Genomic DNA, 17372 nt, shown 5'->3' with positions numbered 1-17372 from the left:
CGACCGATCACGCACCAGTACACACCGCAGTCGGACCTCTTACGGGAGGTTCGTCAGAACGAAGTGGATTTGGAATGGCCCGTCTCCTGGCTCGTCCCACCGCTGCAACCTGCGTGCGCGCAATGACCTGCGCTGCTGCCGGCAAGCTGGAGATGGACTATGAGGTGACCCCGCTGTCGGTGCGGGTCGCACGGGTCATAGTGAGCGCGCACTTGCGCCTGTGGGGCATGGAGAAGCTGGTCGACACGGGAGCCCTCGTCGTCTCCGAGCTGTTGACCAACGTCCTGAACCACGCTCGGCCGGACCGCGACGGGCGCCGCAGCGCTCTCATCACCGTCACCCGTACTCCTGACGGCGTGGCGCTCTGCGTGCACGACGAAGACCCATCGCTGCCGCAGCAGCGGTGCGCCGACGATGACGACGAGGACGGCCGCGGTCTCCGACTCGTCAACGCCGTCGCGGACCGGTTCGGCGTATCTCCCAATCCCAGTGGCGGCAAGGACGTCTGGCTCACCCTGCTGAGCCCGCGCCAGTCGAAGGCCGCCCCGTGACCATGCCGACGGCGCTCTGTCGCACCTCATGCGGAGCCGGCGACGCAGCCCGCCGCCGGGCGACGGAAGCGCACTGTGAGGTCGTCGCCGAGTCCGTCGATCAGGCGGACCCCTCGAGCGACCGCGACACCCCATCCGTCATCGACAGGCCGGAGGCGAACAGCTTGCTCGCACAGGGGGCAGCGTGAATCCGCAGAAGCCCACGGCTGCCTCACGGACCACCTTGGCCCGTCTCCGGCGCCTGTTGCGCCACCCCCGCCGGCACGCCCGGCGGCGTGGCTTCGGCATGTTCCAGGTCCTTTTTCTGCCCGCGGCCACGGTCGGAAGCCTGCTCACAGCTCTCTACCTCAGCCGCCCGAAGTAGCCCGCTCTACGGGCCTCAAGCCCCCTCCCCGGCCCATCGACCCGACTTGTTCCTCCACGGGTCCGGGCCGGTCGGGGAGGGGCTGCACACCGGCCAGCCGGCCGAAAGCAAACACACCCAGAAGGGATGAAGTCATGGCTCCTGCTGCTGTCCTGATCAAGCCGACCGCCGTCACCACCGCTCCGGCGGAGGACCCGTTCGACATCCAGGTGGAGGTCGTCACCGAGATCGACGCCGAGCAATTGCCGCAGGCCTGCGGCACCGGCGACGGCTGCAAGTCCACCTGCGCGTCCTCGTGCACCAGCGCCGTATGACACACGGCCGCTGACCTGGGGCCGGGGGACAACTCCCCCGGCCCCGACCTTCCGAACAATACGGCGGAGGCACCGATGGGCAAGCACACCCGGGTCTACCAGCACATGGGGGCAGCGCTGCTGCGCGCCGCCGCAGCGCCGCTGACGGCGCTTCCCTCGTCATGGCCGGATCCGCGCGACACAGATGCGGTGAGCGAGTGGCTGCGAGACGTCTGCCGCCAACGGGTGTTCGCCGACGCGATCCGGCAAGCGAGCGGCGACCTGACCGCGCGGCTCAACGACATCTGCAGTGGACGCCCCGTACCTCCCAGACAGGTGCGGCGTGCATACCTCGCCACCGTCTCCTACGTTCTGCGCGCCACCGGGCGCCCGACCCCCTTCGGTCTCTTCGCTGGGGTGGCGGCCGCCGGAATCGGCGCAGAGCCGCACGTGCGGTGGGGCGACACTCACCGCGCCGTCATCCGGGCAGATACCGAGTGGCTGGACGACGTCTGCGCCCGCCTGGAGTCCATCCCCGAACTCCTGGACCGCCTGAGCGTCGTCCTGAGCTCCCTGGCCATGCCCCGCGGTGACCGTCTGCACGTTCAACACGGCGGCCCGAGGGGCGCGTCCATCCGGCGCAGCCGCGTCGTACGGGTCATCGAGAAGCACACCACTCATCCTGTTCGTATCACCTCGCTGCTCGCCGAACTCGACAGGGCGTTCCCGGAAGCCGATCCCACCCGTGCGCGTGCGCTGATCGCCTCCCTCATGGCGCAGAAGTTCCTTCTGACGAACCTGCGGGCCCCGATGACCGTGACCGATCCGCTGGGCCACCTCATCGGCGAACTCAAGGCCATCGACGCGGGCGGTGTGCGCTCCGCGGCCGGTATCCTCGACGGCCTCTTGGTCGTGCAAGAGGCCTTCCTGGAGCACAACATGGCTACCGTCAGCGACCAGGACATCGCGCGCGAGACGGTCGTGAGGCACTGCCGCAACATCTCCACCGCGGCGCGCAGCCCGATCGCCGTCGACCTGGTTCTGGACGCCGAGGTGCAGATCCCCCGCAGCGTCGTACAGCAGATGGCACGTGCCGCCGACGTGCTGCTGCGACTCACGCGACAGCCGACCGGGCAGGGCATGTGGCGGGACTACCACGCCGCGTTCTGGGAGCGGTACGGCAGTGGCACCCTCGTGCCGGTCAAGGACGTCATCGATCCGGTGGCCGGACTCGGATACCCGGCCGAGTACCCGGGCAGTCGGAGACTCGCCGCGAGGCCGATGGTCTCCGATCGGGACAGGCGCCTGCTCGCCTTGGCCTGGCAGGCGGCCGCCACCGGCAGCCGCGACATCGTGCTCACCGACGAGCTGGTAGACAAGATCGCGGGAGCGCCTGCAGTGAATGAGGCAGCACCCCCGTCTGTGGAGATGTGCGCCCGCATCCATGCCCGCGACCTGCAGGCCCTGCAGTCTGGCCAATTCAGGGTCACGGTCACACCGGCAAGAAGCGCGGGGACGCTCACCTCCCGGTTCACCCCGGTCGCCACCGGCTCCGGCCTCGAAGAGGTGTACCGCCAGGTCCCGCCGAGCATCGAAGGCGCGCTCACAGCCCAGCTCTCCTTTCCCGGCCTGTACGCCCACATCGAGAACGTTGCGCGTGTCCCTGCGTACCTGTCCCGCGTGATCTCCCTGGGAGAACATCGCCCCACGGGTGATCAGGTCGAGGTCATCGACATCGACGACCTCGCCGTCACCGCCACTGCCAACCGCCTGTACCTCGTCAGCCGTTCGCGCCGCCAGGTCATCGACCCGCAGGTCTTTCATGCGATGGCGCTGGAGAAACAGCCGCCGCTCCTGGCCCGCTTCCTCGCCCACCTGACCCGGGCCTTCGGCCCTGCCTGGACCGGGTTCGACTGGGGCCCGCAAGCCGAGCGGCTACCGTTCTTGCCGCGCGTACGCTATGACAAGACCATCCTGTCGCCAGCCCGCTGGTACCTGTCCGCCGACAGTCTTCCCCCGGCCAAGGAGCACAGCGGGCAGTGGGCGGACGCCCTCACCTCCTGGCGGAAGATGTGGCAGTGCCAGGGGCCCGTCGAGCTACGCGACGACGACCGTGCCCTGCGGCTGATGCTCGACGTGCCCACGCATGCCGCAATCCTGCGGGACCACCTGGACCGTAACGGGCAGGCCATGCTCACCGAGGCACCGCCGGAGGACGGATTCGGCTGGATCGGCGGCCATGTCCATGAGGTGGCCGTGCCCATGACCAGCACTCGGCCACCCTCACCCAATCCCCTCAACGGCGGCCTGCCCGTGCAGCGCAACCGCACGCTCGGCCCCCTTCCCGCCGCACCCGCCGCGCACTGGGTGAACGTGCAGATGTATGCACACCCTGATCTCCACGACGAGTTGATTGCCCAGGGCGTGGCCACCTTCGCCCCTGGTCTGCAGGATCACCCTGACTGGTGGTTCATCCGCTACCGCACCCAACAGGGTGCCGACCACATCCGCCTGCGCATCCGCGCCGCGAGCGCGGGCCGACGCAGCGCCTACACCGAGGCGATCGGCACCTGGGCGGCGTTACTGCACGACTACGGCCTGATCAGTGACCTGGCGTTCACCACCTACACCCCCGAAATCGGCCGTTACGGCGGTGGTCGCGCCCTGGCCCGCGCGGAAACCGTGTTCGTCACCGACTCGTACGTCGCGGCCACGGCCCTCAGCGGCGTCGCAGCGCCAGGCGTCGATGGTCAAGTGCTCACGGCAGTCGGCATGGTCGACATCGCTTGCGGCCTGCTCGGTGACGATGACGGTCTGCGCTGGCTGGCCGCACTCCCGGTGCCGGCCGCTGCGGGCCGGGCTGCGACCGGCCAGGCCATCGATCTCGTCCGAACCGGAAAGCCGGTCGCGCGCGGCTGGTCCGCGGCCCTCGTTGACGCATGGCACCGTCGCGGTGACGCCCTCGCCCGCTACCGCGAGCATCTGGACGATGGAATGGACGTTGATGCTGTGCTGGAGTCGCTGCTGCACATGCACCACAACCGGATGCGCGGCATCAACGGCGACGACGAGAAGACCTGTCGCCGCATCGCCCGTCAGACCGCCATTGCCTGCCTCGCACGGTCGGAGGTGCACCCGTGAAGCCGACCGCGCAGGCGGCGCCCGGCTGGCCGCAGTCGCTCTACTCCGGGGCCGCCGGTATCACCCTTTTGCACGCGGTCAAAGAGCGTGTCGGCGCGGGTGACACGGAAGCGATGCGCGCGTGCGCCGAGTCCATGTTCCGTGTGCCGATCATGGCGGGCCCCGAGGGATTCGGCCTGTACGAGGGGGTCCCAGCAGTCGCCTACGTCCTCACCTTCACGGACACTCCCTCCACCGAGCGACTCCTGTCCGTCCTCGACGGCCATGTACGGCGCATCACGACCTCGCGGCTGGAAGGCGCCCGCGCCAGGCTGGAGAGCGGGCAGACCACCAAGTCGGCCGAGTTCGACCTGATCGGCGGGCTGGCAGGCCTCGGCGTCTACCACCTGCGCAGAGGCAACGCCGCGGAGCTGCAAGGCATCCTGTCCTACCTGGTTCAGCTCTCCGAGCCCATCACCGTCTGCGGGCAGACGCTGCCAGGCTGGTGGAGCGTCAGCGAAGCGGGGACCGCGTGGCCGGCTGACGGACACGGCAACTTCGGTCTCGCCCACGGCATCACCGGCCCCCTCGCGCTTCTTGCCACCTCCGTTCTGTGCGGATACACCGTGGCCGGCCAGGAACGCGCCATCACTCGCATCTGCCAGTGGTTGGACGACTGGAGGACCGGCAACAGGCGCTCTGCGCACTGGCCGGAGTGGATCGACCTGCAGGAGCAGCGACGCGGCAGTACCGCGCGCACGGGCCCAAGGCGACCGTCGTGGTGCTACGGCACCCCTGGGATCGCCCGCGCGCTGCAACTCGCCGGGCGGGCGCTCGGCGACACCACACTTCAGGAGCGGGCCGAACAGGCACTCGCCGGATGCCTGCTGGACCCGCAGCAACTCGCCCTGCTCACAGACGCCTCCTTGTGCCACGGGTGGGCCGGGCTCGTACAGGCCACCCGACGTGCTGCCGAGGACGAAAAGGACGGACAACTCTCCGAGCTGCTTCCGAGGCTGCGAGCAGGGCTCGCGACGCACCTGGAAGCGCATGGGCCACCGGTCCAGCCCACGCTCATGGAGGGCACCGCCGGGCTTGACCTGGCTCAGCTCGACGACTCCAAGTGCGCCACGCCCGAGACGAGGTGGGATCTCTGCCTGCTGTTGAGCGGCTGACCCGATTCACCGCCATTTCCCATCACCACGACGGAGCTACGTTTCGCCCGCTCTCCGCCCAGGACAGCCGGGTGCTCCCGGAAGGACACGCATGACCGAGCACATGACCCCGCAGGAACTACGCAACCGCCTGGTCGACCAGATCGTGAAGACCAGCCTTCCGGGCCTCTACGACGCCCGCGTCGAGGACGCGATGCGCACGGTGCCTCGGCACGACTTCATTCCCCGGACGCCCCTGGAACTGGCCTATGCCAATCAGGCCGTGACGATCAAGGACAACCCCGACCGCGATGCCCTGCCGCTGAGCTGTGTCTCACAGCCCGACGTGGTGTTCTTCATGCTCGCTCAGCTCAGCATTCAGCCGGGCAACAACGTTCTGGAAGCCGGCGCGGGCACCGGCTACAACGCCGCCCTCATGCGGCACCTCACCGGCCCGGCCGGGAACGTCACCGCCCTGGATTACCACGAGGACGTCGCCGCCCACGCCCGCCAGCGACTCGACGCGACCGGCTTCAGCGAGGTGCGAGTCCTCACCCGTGACGGTGCCCTGGGCGCGCCGGAGTACGCGCCGTACGACCGGCTCATCGCCACCGTCGGCATCTGGGACCTGCCCACAACTTGGTGGGACCAGTTGGCCGTCGGTGGCCGCCTGGTGCTTCCGCTGCGCTGGCGCGGCCTGACCCGCAGCATCGCCTTCGTCCGCGAAGCCGACTGCCTGCGCTCGGAGTCCCTCGCCACCTGCGGCTTCCTGCCGATGATCGGCCAGGACGGCGAACGCGAGGGCTACGTCGACGAAGACCGCCTGGTCAAGCTGTACTGGGATGCCGACCAGCCCATCCACCCGCTCAGTCTGCGCAAAACCCTGGCTGAGGCGAAGGAACACCTCCAGTGGACCGATGTCGCCGTCGCACCGGACGAGCCACTCGACGGAATCTGGCTCCGGCTCAGTGCACTGGACCCGGCGACCTGCCGCATCACCGTCCGCCCCGAGGCCTTCACCAGCACTGCCGCACTGCACCGACCGGCCATCCCCGCACTGAGTCCCGCCCTCGTCGCAGGTGACTCCTTGGCGTACCTGGTTCTCGAACCGGTCGACGTTCAGGGCAGCGGGCGGTACCGGCTGGGCGCCGCCGGGTACGGGCCGGCCGGTCAGGAACTGGCCGAGCGACTGGGCACGGCGATGCGTGCCTGGGACCACAACCGCACCTTGTCACCGTCGATCACCGCCTACCCGGCGCAAACTCCCGACGAGGAACTGGCCGGCGGACACGTCATCGACAAACCATCTGTCCGCCTGGTCATCACGTATTGACTCTCCTCACCATCAGGTGGAGCGGATCCGTTCTGCTCGGCCACCTCGAAGACACCCGCCCTCTCCTACCGCGGCCGCGGTGGGAAACGTAGGTACCGCGGACGCGCAGGCACCGCAGGTGTGCCCTCACTCCCGTGCCACGTCCCGACGGAAGCGGAGCTGGAGAACGTACGACGATGACGCTCTGCGGCGCTCGCGCGGCTCCCCGGGGCGGCTGCCTGCGTGGCGGCCGCGCGCGCCGGACGCGGTCCCGTGCGCGCGGAATTATTCATGCAAGCATGCTTGATTGTTTCTGGCCCCGCTGCCATGCTCCCCCCATGTCCGATCCGACGCCCGTCATCGACGACCTGCGTGACGAGAGTGACGAACTCGACCGTCTCGTGGCCGGGTTGACCCCCGAGCAGTGGGCGCTCGCGACGCCCGCGCCCCGCTGGAGCATCGCCCACCAGATCGCCCACCTCGCCTGGACCGACCACTCGGCCCTGCTCGCCGTGACCGACGCGGAAGCGTTCCACGGACTGGTCGAGCAGGCGCTCGCCGCACCCGACTCCTTCGTGGACGACGGCGCCGACGAGGGGGCCGGCCTGCCGTCCGAGAAGCTGCTGAGCAGGTGGCGCGAGGGGCGCGCCGCGCTCGACCGGGCGCTGCGCGCGAGCCCGCCCGGCGCCCGTTTCCCCTGGTACGGACCGCCCATGTCGGCCGCCTCCATGGCCACCGGCCGCCTGATGGAGACCTGGGCCCACGGCCAGGACGTGGCCGACGCGCTGGGCGTCGTCCGTACCCCCACCGACCGGCTCAGGCACGTCGTCCGCATCGGCGTGAGGGCCCGCGACTTCGCCTTCGCCGCCCACGGGCTGCCGGCCCCCGGCGAGGAGTTCCGGGTCGAGCTCGACGCACCTTCCGGAGAGGTGTGGACCTTCGGTCCGGAAGACGCCGCCCAGCGGGTCACCGGTCCCGCGCTCGACTTCTGCCTGCTGGTCACCCAGCGCGCCCACCGCGCCGACCTCGCCGTGCGCGCGGAGGGCCCCGACGCCGACCGCTGGCTCGGCATCGCCCAGGCGTTCGCGGGGCCGCCCGGCGCCGGACGCCCGCCGAAGGGAGCCGGCGCGTGAGCGTGCTGCGCATCGGCAATGCCTCCGGCTTCTACGGCGACCGCTTCGACGCCGTGCGCGAGATGCTCACCGGCGGCGAGCTGGACGTCCTGACCGGCGACTACCTCGCCGAGCTGACCATGCTCATCCTGGGCCGGGACCGGCTGAAGGACCCCGGCGCCGGGTACGCCCGCACCTTCCTGCGCCAGCTGGAGGAGTGCCTCGGGCTCGCCCACGAGCGGGGCGTGCGCATCGTCACCAACGCCGGCGGGCTGAACCCCGCCGGACTCGCCGACCGGGTGCGGGAGCTGGCCGCACGGCTCGGCGTCCCGGTCCGGGTCGCGCACGTCGAGGGCGACGACCTCACCGCCGCCCACCCCGGCGCCCTCGCCGCCCACGCCTACCTCGGCGGCTTCGGCATCGCGGCCTGCCTGCGGGAGGGCGCCGACATCGTGGTCACCGGGCGGGTGACGGACGCGGCGCTGGTCACCGGGCCCGCCGCCGCCCACTTCGGCTGGCAGCCGGGGGAGTACGACCGGCTCGCGGGCGCCGTCGTCGCCGGGCACGTCCTGGAGTGCGGGACGCAGGCCACCGGCGGGAACTACGCCTTCTTCGGCGACGGCGATGTCCGCCGGCCCGGCTTCCCGCTCGCCGAGCTGCACGAGGACGGCAGCTGCGTCGTCACCAAGCACCCCGGCACCGGCGGCTTCGTCGACGTCGGCACCGTCACCGCCCAGCTGCTGTACGAGACGGCGGGCGCCCGGTACGCGGGACCCGACGTCACCGCCCGCCTGGACACCGTACGGCTCACCCAGGACGGGCCCGACCGGGTGCGGATCGACGGGGTGCGCGGCGAGGCGCCGCCGCCGACGCTGAAGGTCGGCCGCAACCGGCTCGGCGGCTTCCGCAACGAGATGACCTTCGTCCTCACCGGCCTCGACGTCGAGGCGAAGGCCGCGCTGGTGCGGGAGCAGATGGCAAACGCGCTCGCCAAGGCCCCGCCCGCCGATGTCCGCTGGGACCTGGTGCGCACCGACCGGCCCGACGCGGCCACCGAGGAGACCGCGAGCGCGCTGCTCAGGCTCGTGGTGCGGGACGCGGACCCGGAGGTGGTCGGACGGGCGCTGAGCGGGGCGGCGATCGAGCTGGCGCTGGCCAGCTACCCCGGCTTCCACGTGCTCGCGCCGCCGGGGAAGGGCGCGCCCTACGGCGTCTTCGAGGCGGCGTACGTCCCCCAGGACGAGGTCGGACACACGGCGGTCCTCGACGACGGACGCCGGATCCCGGTGGAGCCGCCCGCCGGCACCCTCGCCCTCGCCGAGGTGCCCGAGCCCGCCCTGCCCGAGCCGCCGGCGCCGGGCCCCGTGCGGCGCGCTCCGCTCGGCCTGGTCGCCGGGGCGCGCAGCGGCGACAAGGGCGGCAACGCCAACGTGGGCGTGTGGGCGCGCTCGGAGGCGGCCTGGCGGTGGCTCGCGCACGAGCTGACCGCCGACCGGTTCCGGGACCTGGTCCCGGAGAGCCGCGCGCTGCCGGTCACCCGGCACGCCCTGCCGAACCTGCGCGCCCTGAACTTCGTCGTCGAAGGCATCCTCGGCGAGGGCGTCGCCGCGCAGGCCCGCTTCGACCCGCAGGCCAAGGCCCTCGGCGAATGGCTGCGCTCCCGCCACCTGGACATCCCGGAGGCCCTGCTGTGACGGTCATCCAGACCACCCTCGACCCCCACGCCCCCGACCACCGGGCCAACCGCGAGGCCATGCTCGCCAAGCTGGCCGACCTGGACGCCGAGCACGCCAAGGCGCTCGCGGGCGGCGGCGAGAAGTACGTGCAGCGGCACCGGAAGCGGGGCAAGCTGCTGGCCCGCGAACGCATCGAGCTGCTGCTCGACCCCGACACGCCGTTCCTGGAGCTGTCCCCGCTGGCCGCCTGGGGCAGCGACTACGCCGTCGGCGCCTCCCTCGTCACCGGCATCGGGGTCGTCGAGGGCGTGGAGTGCCTGATCACCGCCAACGACCCGACCGTGCGCGGCGGTGCCAGCAACCCCTGGTCGCTGAAGAAGGCCCTGCGCGCCAACGACATCGCCCTCGCCAACCGGCTGCCCTGCATCAGCCTGGTGGAGTCCGGCGGCGCCGACCTGCCGTCGCAGAAGGAGATCTTCATCCCCGGCGGCGCGATCTTCCGCGACCTCACCCGGCTGTCCGCGGCCGGCATCCCGACGGTGGCGGTCGTCTTCGGCAACTCGACGGCCGGAGGCGCGTACGTGCCCGGCATGTCCGACCACGTGATCATGGTCAAGGAGCGCGCCAAGGTGTTCCTCGGCGGGCCGCCGCTGGTGAAGATGGCCACCGGCGAGGAGAGCGACGACGAGTCGCTGGGCGGCGCCGAGATGCACGCGCGCGTGTCGGGTCTCGCCGACTACTTCGCTGTCGACGAGCACGACGCCCTGCGGCAGGCGCGGCGGGTCGTCGCCCGGCTCAACCACCGCAAGGCGCACCCCGACCCCGGGCCCGCGGCGCCGCCCGAGTACGACGAGGACGAACTGCTCGGCATCGTCCCCGGCGACCTGAAGACCCCCTTCGACCCGCGCGAGGTCATCGCCCGGATCGTCGACGCCTCGGACTTCGACGAGTTCAAGCCGCTGTACGGGACCAGCCTGACGACCGGCTGGGCCACCCTGCACGGCTACCCCGTGGGCATCCTCGCCAACGCGCAGGGCGTGCTGTTCAGCGCGGAGTCGCAGAAGGCCGCCCAGTTCATCCAGCTCGCCAACCAGCGCGACATCCCGCTGCTGTTCCTGCACAACACCACCGGCTACATGGTCGGCAGGGAGTACGAGCAGGGCGGCATCATCAAGCACGGCTCGATGATGATCAACGCCGTCAGCAACAGCCGGGTGCCCCACCTGTCCGTGCTCATGGGCGCCTCCTACGGCGCCGGGCACTACGGCATGTGCGGCCGCGCCTACGACCCGCGGTTCCTGTTCGCCTGGCCCAGCGCCAAGTCGGCCGTCATGGGCCCGCAGCAGCTGGCCGGCGTGCTGTCGATCGTGGCCCGCCAGTCGGCCGCCGCGAAGGGACACCCCTACGACGACGAGGCGGATGCCGCCCTGCGCGCCATGGTGGAGCAGCAGATCGAGTCGGAGTCGCTGCCGATGTTCCTGTCCGGGCGGCTGTACGACGACGGCGTCATCGACCCGCGCGACACCCGTACCGTCCTCGGCCTGTGCCTGTCCGCCGTGCACACCGCGCCCTTCGAGGGCGCGCGCGGCGGCTTCGGCGTCTTCCGGATGTGAGGTCCATGATCCAGACTCTGCTGGTCGCCAACCGGGGCGAGATCGCCTGCCGGATCTTCCGTACCTGCCGCGAACTGGGCATCCGGACGGTCGCCGTGCACTCGGACGCCGACGAGAACGCCCTCCACGCGCGCGTGGCCGACGCCGCGGTACGGCTGCCGGGGGCCGCGCCCGCCGAGACGTACCTGCGCGGCGACCTGATCGTGAAGGCGGCCGTCGCCGCCGGCGCCGACGCCGTGCACCCCGGCTACGGCTTCCTGTCCGAGAACGCCGACTTCGCGCGCGCCGTCACCGACGCGGGCCTGAAGTGGATCGGGCCGCCCCCGGAGGCGATCGAGGCGATGGCGTCCAAGACCCGCGCCAAGGAGCTGATGGGGATCGCCCCGCTGGGCGAGGTCACCGAGGCCGACCTGCCGGTGCTGGTCAAGGCGGCCGCGGGCGGCGGGGGGCGCGGGATGCGCGTCGTGCGCCGTCTGGAGGAGCTGGGCGACGCCCTGGAGAGCGCGCGCGCCGAGGCGGCGAGCGCCTTCGGCGACGGCGAGGTCTTCGTCGAGCCGTACGTGGAGGGCGGCCGCCACGTCGAGGTCCAGGTCATGGCCGACACGCACGGCACCGTGTGGGCGCTCGGCACCCGCGACTGCTCCCTCCAGCGCCGCCACCAGAAGGTGATCGAGGAGGCGCCGGCGCCCGGGCTCTCCGAGCGGCTGGAGGAGGAGTTGCGCGCGCTGGCCGTGCGCGCCGCGCGCGCCGTCGACTACGTGGGCGCCGGCACGGTCGAGTTCCTCGTCGACGGCGACACGGCGCACTTCCTGGAGATGAACACCCGCCTCCAGGTCGAACACCCCGTCACCGAGGCCGTGTTCGGCGTCGACCTGGTCGCCCTGCAACTGCGCGTCGCCGAGGGCCACGCCCTCGAAGGCGACCCGCCGGCCGCGCGCGGCCACGCGATCGAGGCCCGCCTCTACGCCGAGGACCCGGCCGGCGGCTGGGCCCCGCAGACCGGCACCCTGCACCGCCTCGCCGTCCCCGACGGCGTCCGCCTGGACACCGGCTTCACCGACGGCGACACGATCGGCGTCCACTACGACCCGATGCTCGCCAAGGTCGTCGCCCACGCCCCCACCCGCGCCGAGGCCGTCCGCAAGCTGGCCGGCGCGCTGGAACGGGCGGCCGTGCACGGCCCGGTCATCAACCGCGACCTGCTGGTGCGCTCGCTGCGGCACGAGGAGTTCGCGCGGGCCCGCATGGACACCGGCTTCTACGACCGCCACCTCGCCGCCCTCACCGAGCCCGCCCCCGACCCGTACGCGCCGCTGGCCGCCGCCCTCGCCGACGCCCACGGCCGCTCCCGCTTCGGCGGCTGGCGCAACCTGCCCTCGCAGCCGCAGGTCAAGCGGTACGCGATGGCGGGCGAGGAGCACGAGGTGCGCTACCGGCACACCCGCGAGGGCCTGGCCGCCGACGGGGTCCGCGTCGCGCACGCCGACGCCCGGCTGGTGGTCCTGGAGGTGGACGGCGTGCGGCGCCGGTTCGAGGTGGCCCGCCACGGCGACCGGGTCTACGTGAACGCCACCACGCTCACCGCCCTGCCCCGCTTCCCCGACCCGGCCGACCAGCGGGCCCCCGGCTCGCTGCTCGCCCCCATGCCGGGCACGGTCGTCCGGGTGGCCGAGGGGCTGGCCGAGGGAGCCGCGGTCCAGGCCGGACAGCCGCTGCTCTGGCTGGAGGCGATGAAGATGGAACACAAGATCACAGCGCCCGTCACCGGGACGCTGAGCGCCCTGCACGCCGCACCCGGCCGTCAGGTCGAGGTCGGCGCCCTGCTCGCCGTGGTCGAAGCGTCCGGAGCCGAAGCGTCCGGAGCCGAGAAGCCCGCGGCCGAAGCGTCCGGAGCCGAGAAGCCCGCGGCCGAAGCGTCCGGAGCCGAGAAGCCCGCGGCCGAGAAGCCCGCGGCCGAAGCGTCCGCAGCCGAGAAGCCCGCAGCCGAAGCATCCGCAGCCGGAGTGTCCGGAGTCGAAGAGTCCGCACAGGAGGACCAGTGAGCGCCACCCTCGAGACGGAAGAACACCAGGCCCTCAGGTCGGCGGTGGCCGCCCTCGGCCGACGGTACGGCCGCGACTACATCACCGGCCTCGCCCGGGAGGGCCGGCACCCCGACGAACTGTGGGCGGAGGCCGCCAAGCTCGGCTACCTGGGCGTCAACCTGCCCGAGGAGTACGGCGGCGGGGGCGGCGGCATCGCCGAACTGTCCATCGTCCTGGAGGAACTCGGCGCCGCGGGCTGCCCGTTGCTGATGATGGTCGTCTCGCCCGCCATCTGCGGCACGGTCATCGCCCGCTTCGGCACCGAGGAGCAGAAGCGGCAGTGGCTGCCCGGCCTCGCCGACGGCACCCGCCGGATGGCGTTCGGCATCACCGAGCCCGACGCCGGCTCCAACAGCCACCGCATCACCACCACCGCCCGCAAGGACGGCGCCGACTGGCTGCTGACCGGCCGCAAGGTCTTCGTCTCCGGCGTGGACATCGCGGACGCGACCCTGATCGTCGGTCGCACCGAGGACGCCCGCACCGGCCGCCTCAAGCCGTGCCTGTTCATCGTCCCGCGCGACGCGGACGGCTTCCAGCGGCGCGCCATCGACATGGAACTCAGCGCCGCGGAGAAGCAGTTCGAGCTGGTCCTGGACGACGTGCGGCTGCCCGCCGACGCGCTGGTCGGTGGGGGCCCCTCCCACGCTTTCGGCAGTGGGGGAGAGGACGCGGGCCTGCTGCAGCTGTTCGCCGGCCTGAACCCCGAGCGCATCATGACGGCCGCCTTCGGCATCGGCATGGGACGCTACGCCCTGTCCCGGGCGGTCCGGTACGCCGGTGAGCGCAGCGTCTGGAAGACGCCCATCGGCGCCCACCAGGCCATCGCGCACCCCTTGGCCCAGGTGCACATCGAGCTCGAACTCGCCCGCCTGATGATGCAGAAGGCGGCCCACCTCTACGACGCCGGGGACGACGTCGGCGCGGGCGAGGCCGCCAACATGGCCAAGTACGCGGCCGCCGAGGCCTGCGTGCGGGCCGTCGACCAGGCGGTGCACACCCTCGGCGGCAACGGCCTCACCCGCGAGTACGGCCTCGCCTCGCTGGTCACGGCGTCGCGGGTGTCCCGGATCGCCCCGGTGAGCAGGGAGATGATCCTCAACTACGTCTCCCACCAGACCCTCGGCCTGCCCAAGTCGTACTGACCCCGCTGACCCCGCGCGCGAGGAGGAACCGTGTTCCGCAGCGAGTACGCAGACGTCACGCCCGTGGAGCTGCCCATCCACGAGGCGGTCCTCGGCCGGGCCGCCGAGTTCGGGGACGCGCCCGCCCTGATCGACGGCACCGACGGCACCACCCTCACCTACGAGCAGGTGGACCGCTTCCACCGGCGCGTGGCCGCGGCGCTCGCCGAGGCCGGCGTGCGCAAGGGCGACGTGCTCGCCCTGCACAGCCCCAACACGGTCGCCTTCCCGATCGCCTTCTACGCCGCCACGCGCGCGGGTGCCTCGGTCACCACCGTGCACCCGCTCGCCACGGCCGAGGAGTTCGCCAAGCAGCTGAAGGACTCCGCCGCCCGCTGGATCGTCACCGTCTCACCCCTGCTGGAGACGGCCCGGCGGGCCGCCGGGCTCGCGGGCGGCGTCGAGGAGATCCTCGTCTGCGACAGCGCGCCCGGCCACCGCTCCCTGATCGACATGCTGGGCTCCACCGCTCCCGAGCCGCAGGTGGACATCGACCCCGCCGAGGACATCGCGGCGCTGCCGTACTCCTCCGGCACGACCGGCGTCCCCAAGGGCGTGATGCTCACGCACCGCCAGATCGCCACCAACCTCGCCCAGCTCGAACCGTACGCCGACACCGGTCCCGGCGACCGGATCCTCGCCGTGCTGCCGTTCTTCCACATCTACGGCCTGACGGCCCTGATGAACGCGCCGCTGCGCAAGGGCGCCACGGTCGTGGTCCTGCCCCGCTTCGACCTGGAGCAGTTCCTCGCCGCCGTCCAGAACCACCGCATCACCGGCCTGTACGTCGCCCCGCCCATCGTCCTGGCCCTCGCCAAGCACCCGCTCGTCGCGCAGTACGACCTGTCGTCGCTGAAGTACGTCGTCAGCGCCGCCGCCCCGCTCGACGCGCAGCTCTCGGCCGCCTGCTCCGAGCGGCTCGGCCTGCCGCCCGTCGGCCAGGCGTACGGCATGACGGAACTCTCGCCCGGCACGCACGTCGTCCCGCTCGACGCCATGCGCGAGGCGCCCCCCGGCACCGTCGGCAAGCTCATCGCCGGCACCGAGATGCGCATCGTCTCCCTCGCCGACCCCGACAAGGACCTCGGCGTCGGCGAGCCCGGCGAGATCCTCATCCGCGGCCCCCAGGTCATGAAGGGCTACCTGGGCCGCCCCGACGCCACCGCCGCGATGATCGACGAGGACGGCTGGCTGCACACCGGGGACGTCGGCCAGGTGGACGAGGACGGCTGGCTGTTCGTCGTCGACCGGGTCAAGGAACTGATCAAGTACAAGGGCTTCCAGGTCGCCCCGGCCGAGCTGGAGGCGCTGCTGCTGACCCACCCCGGCATCGCGGACGCCGCCGTCATCGGCGTCTACAACGACGAGGGCAACGAGGTCCCGCGCGCCTACGTCGTCCGCCAGCCCGACGCGGCCGGCCTGACCGAGGAGGAGGTCATGATGTACGTCGCCGAACGCGTCGCCCCGTACAAGCGCGTGCGCGAGGTCGCCTTCCTCGACGCCGTGCCGCGGGCCGCCTCCGGCAAGATCCTCCGCCGACAGCTCAGGGGACGCTCATGACACCGATCACCCTCACCCGCAGCCGGGCGCGGGGCGTCGAGACCATCGGCCTCGACTCCCCGGCCAACCGCAACGCCCTGTCGGCGACCCTGGTGCGCGAGCTGGCCGGCGCGCTGACGGACGCCGGTCAGGACACCGGCGTACGGGCCGTCGTCCTCACCCACACCGGCAACACCTTCAGCGCGGGCGCCGACCTGCGCGAGCCGCCGCGCCCCGACGCGCTGGTCGGCCTGCTCAGGCAGATCGTCGAGCTGCCCAAGCCGGTCGTCGCCCGCGTCACCGGTCACGTGCGGGCGGGCGGCCTGGGCCTGCTGGCCTGCTGCGACATCGCGGCCGCCGCCACCACCGCCAGCTTCGCCTTCACGGAGGTCCGCATCGGCGTGGCCCCCGCGGTCATCTCGCTGCCCCTGCTGCCCCGCACCGACCCCCGCGCGCTGGCCCGCTACTACCTCACCGGCGAGCGCTTCGACGCCGCCGAGGCGGCCCGCATCGGCCTGGTCACCGCGGCCGGCGACGACGTCGACGCCGTACTGGAACCCGTCCTGGACGGCCTGCGCAGGTCCGCCCCCGAGGCCCTGGCCGAGACGAAACGGCTGCTCACGGCTAAGGTGCTGGAGTCATTCGACCGGGACGCGGCCGACCTCACCGCGCTCTCGGCCAAGCTGTTCGCCTCCCCGCAGGCCCGCGAGGGGATGACGGCCTTCCTGGAACGACGGGATCCCCCATGGGTGCTGTGAGCACGAGCCCGGAGGACCGCGTGGAGCGCGTCCCCAAGCAGGACCGCAGCCGGGTCACCCGGCAGCGGCTCCTGGAGGCCGCCGTGGCCTGCCTCGCCGAGCACGGCTGGGCGGGCTCGACGGTCTCCGTCGTCGCCGAACGCGCCGGCGTCTCCCGGGGCGCCGCCCAGCACCACTTCCCGACCCGCGAGGACCTCTTCACGGCGGCCGTCGAGTACGTGGCCGAGGAACGCTCCACCGCGCTGCGCGCCCTGTTCCCGCAGGGCGCGGCGGGCGACCGCCGGGCCGTGGTGGCCGCCCTCGTCGACCTCTACACCGGCCCGATGTTCCGGGCCGCGCTGCACCTGTGGGTGGCCGCCTCCAACGAGGAACAGCTGCGTGGGCGGGTGACCGAGCTGGAGGCCCGTGTCGGCCGCGAGACCCACCGCATCGCCGTGGACCTGCTGGGCGCCGACGAGGCCCGCCCCGGCGTCCGCGAGACCGTCCAGGGCCTGCTGGACATGGCCCGGGGTCTCGGCCTCGCCAACCTGCTCACCGACGACACGGGCCGGCGGGAGCGGGTCGTGGCGCAGTGGGCGGACCTGCTGGACGGCGCGCTGGACTGAGCGGCGG

General features: G+C 72.2%; 13 protein-coding genes. All 13 read left to right on the top strand.

Annotated elements, in window-relative coordinates; all coding sequences use genetic code 11:
• Positions 1 to 122 precede the first annotated feature (122 nt).
• The 13 genes from VKA29_RS02310 to VKA29_RS02250 all read left to right on the top strand — a co-directional run bounded on the left by VKA29_RS02310 (position 123) and on the right by VKA29_RS02250 (position 17365).
• The gene (locus VKA29_RS02310; RefSeq protein ID WP_324783415.1) at positions 123 to 551 is read left to right on the top strand and encodes an ATP-binding protein; all 429 of its coding nucleotides are present in this window, start codon (positions 123 to 125) and stop codon (positions 549 to 551) included.
• A 498-nt stretch (positions 552 to 1049) separates the two neighbouring features.
• Positions 1050 to 1229, top strand: coding sequence for an FxLD family lanthipeptide (locus VKA29_RS02305; protein ID WP_324783414.1), 180 nt, complete (start codon positions 1050 to 1052; stop codon positions 1227 to 1229).
• A 75-nt stretch (positions 1230 to 1304) separates the two neighbouring features.
• Positions 1305 to 4349 (top strand): lantibiotic dehydratase, encoded by a 3045-nt coding sequence (locus VKA29_RS02300; RefSeq protein ID WP_324783413.1) that lies wholly within the window; start codon positions 1305 to 1307, stop codon positions 4347 to 4349.
• The gene (locus tag VKA29_RS02295) at positions 4346 to 5503 is read left to right on the top strand and encodes a lanthionine synthetase C family protein (RefSeq protein ID WP_324783412.1); all 1158 of its coding nucleotides are present in this window, start codon (positions 4346 to 4348) and stop codon (positions 5501 to 5503) included. The genes VKA29_RS02300 and VKA29_RS02295 overlap by 4 nt, the downstream gene beginning before the upstream one ends.
• 91 nt (positions 5504 to 5594) lie before the next feature.
• A complete protein-coding gene (fxlM, locus tag VKA29_RS02290; protein WP_324783411.1) occupies positions 5595 to 6815 on the top strand; it encodes a methyltransferase, FxLD system in 1221 nt (406 codons plus the stop codon).
• 317 nt (positions 6816 to 7132) lie between these two features.
• Complete coding sequence (locus VKA29_RS02285; protein WP_324783410.1) at positions 7133 to 7927, top strand: TIGR03084 family metal-binding protein; 795 nt, start codon at positions 7133 to 7135, stop codon at positions 7925 to 7927.
• Positions 7924 to 9600 carry an acyclic terpene utilization AtuA family protein gene (locus tag VKA29_RS02280; protein ID WP_324783409.1) on the top strand — a complete coding sequence of 559 codons (1677 nt, stop codon included), beginning with the start codon at positions 7924 to 7926 and terminating at the stop codon, positions 9598 to 9600. Before VKA29_RS02285 ends, VKA29_RS02280 begins: the two co-directional genes overlap by 4 nt.
• Positions 9597 to 11195, top strand: a complete 1599-nt coding sequence (locus VKA29_RS02275) for an acyl-CoA carboxylase subunit beta (RefSeq protein WP_324783408.1) — start codon at positions 9597 to 9599, stop codon at positions 11193 to 11195. Before VKA29_RS02280 ends, VKA29_RS02275 begins: the two co-directional genes overlap by 4 nt.
• A 5-nt stretch (positions 11196 to 11200) precedes the next feature.
• Positions 11201 to 13237, top strand: coding sequence for an acetyl/propionyl/methylcrotonyl-CoA carboxylase subunit alpha (locus VKA29_RS02270; protein WP_324783407.1), 2037 nt, complete (start codon positions 11201 to 11203; stop codon positions 13235 to 13237).
• Positions 13234 to 14424 (top strand): acyl-CoA dehydrogenase family protein, encoded by a 1191-nt coding sequence (locus tag VKA29_RS02265; RefSeq protein ID WP_324783406.1) that lies wholly within the window; start codon positions 13234 to 13236, stop codon positions 14422 to 14424. Before VKA29_RS02270 ends, VKA29_RS02265 begins: the two co-directional genes overlap by 4 nt.
• A gap of 30 nt (positions 14425 to 14454) precedes the next feature.
• Positions 14455 to 16023 (top strand): 4-coumarate--CoA ligase family protein, encoded by a 1569-nt coding sequence (locus VKA29_RS02260; RefSeq protein WP_324783405.1) that lies wholly within the window; start codon positions 14455 to 14457, stop codon positions 16021 to 16023.
• Positions 16020 to 16760: an enoyl-CoA hydratase family protein gene (locus VKA29_RS02255; protein WP_324783404.1), complete on the top strand. Its 741-nt coding sequence runs from the start codon at positions 16020 to 16022 to the stop codon at positions 16758 to 16760. Before VKA29_RS02260 ends, VKA29_RS02255 begins: the two co-directional genes overlap by 4 nt.
• A complete protein-coding gene (locus VKA29_RS02250) occupies positions 16748 to 17365 on the top strand; it encodes a TetR/AcrR family transcriptional regulator (RefSeq protein WP_324783403.1) in 618 nt (205 codons plus the stop codon). The genes VKA29_RS02255 and VKA29_RS02250 overlap by 13 nt, the downstream gene beginning before the upstream one ends.
• The last annotated feature ends 7 nt before the right edge of the window (positions 17366 to 17372 follow it).

The organism is Streptomyces sp. H51, assembly GCF_035656535.1.
Lineage (GTDB): Bacteria > Actinomycetota > Actinomycetes > Streptomycetales > Streptomycetaceae > Streptomyces.
This window is presented reverse-complemented; position numbering and strand designations above follow the sequence as displayed.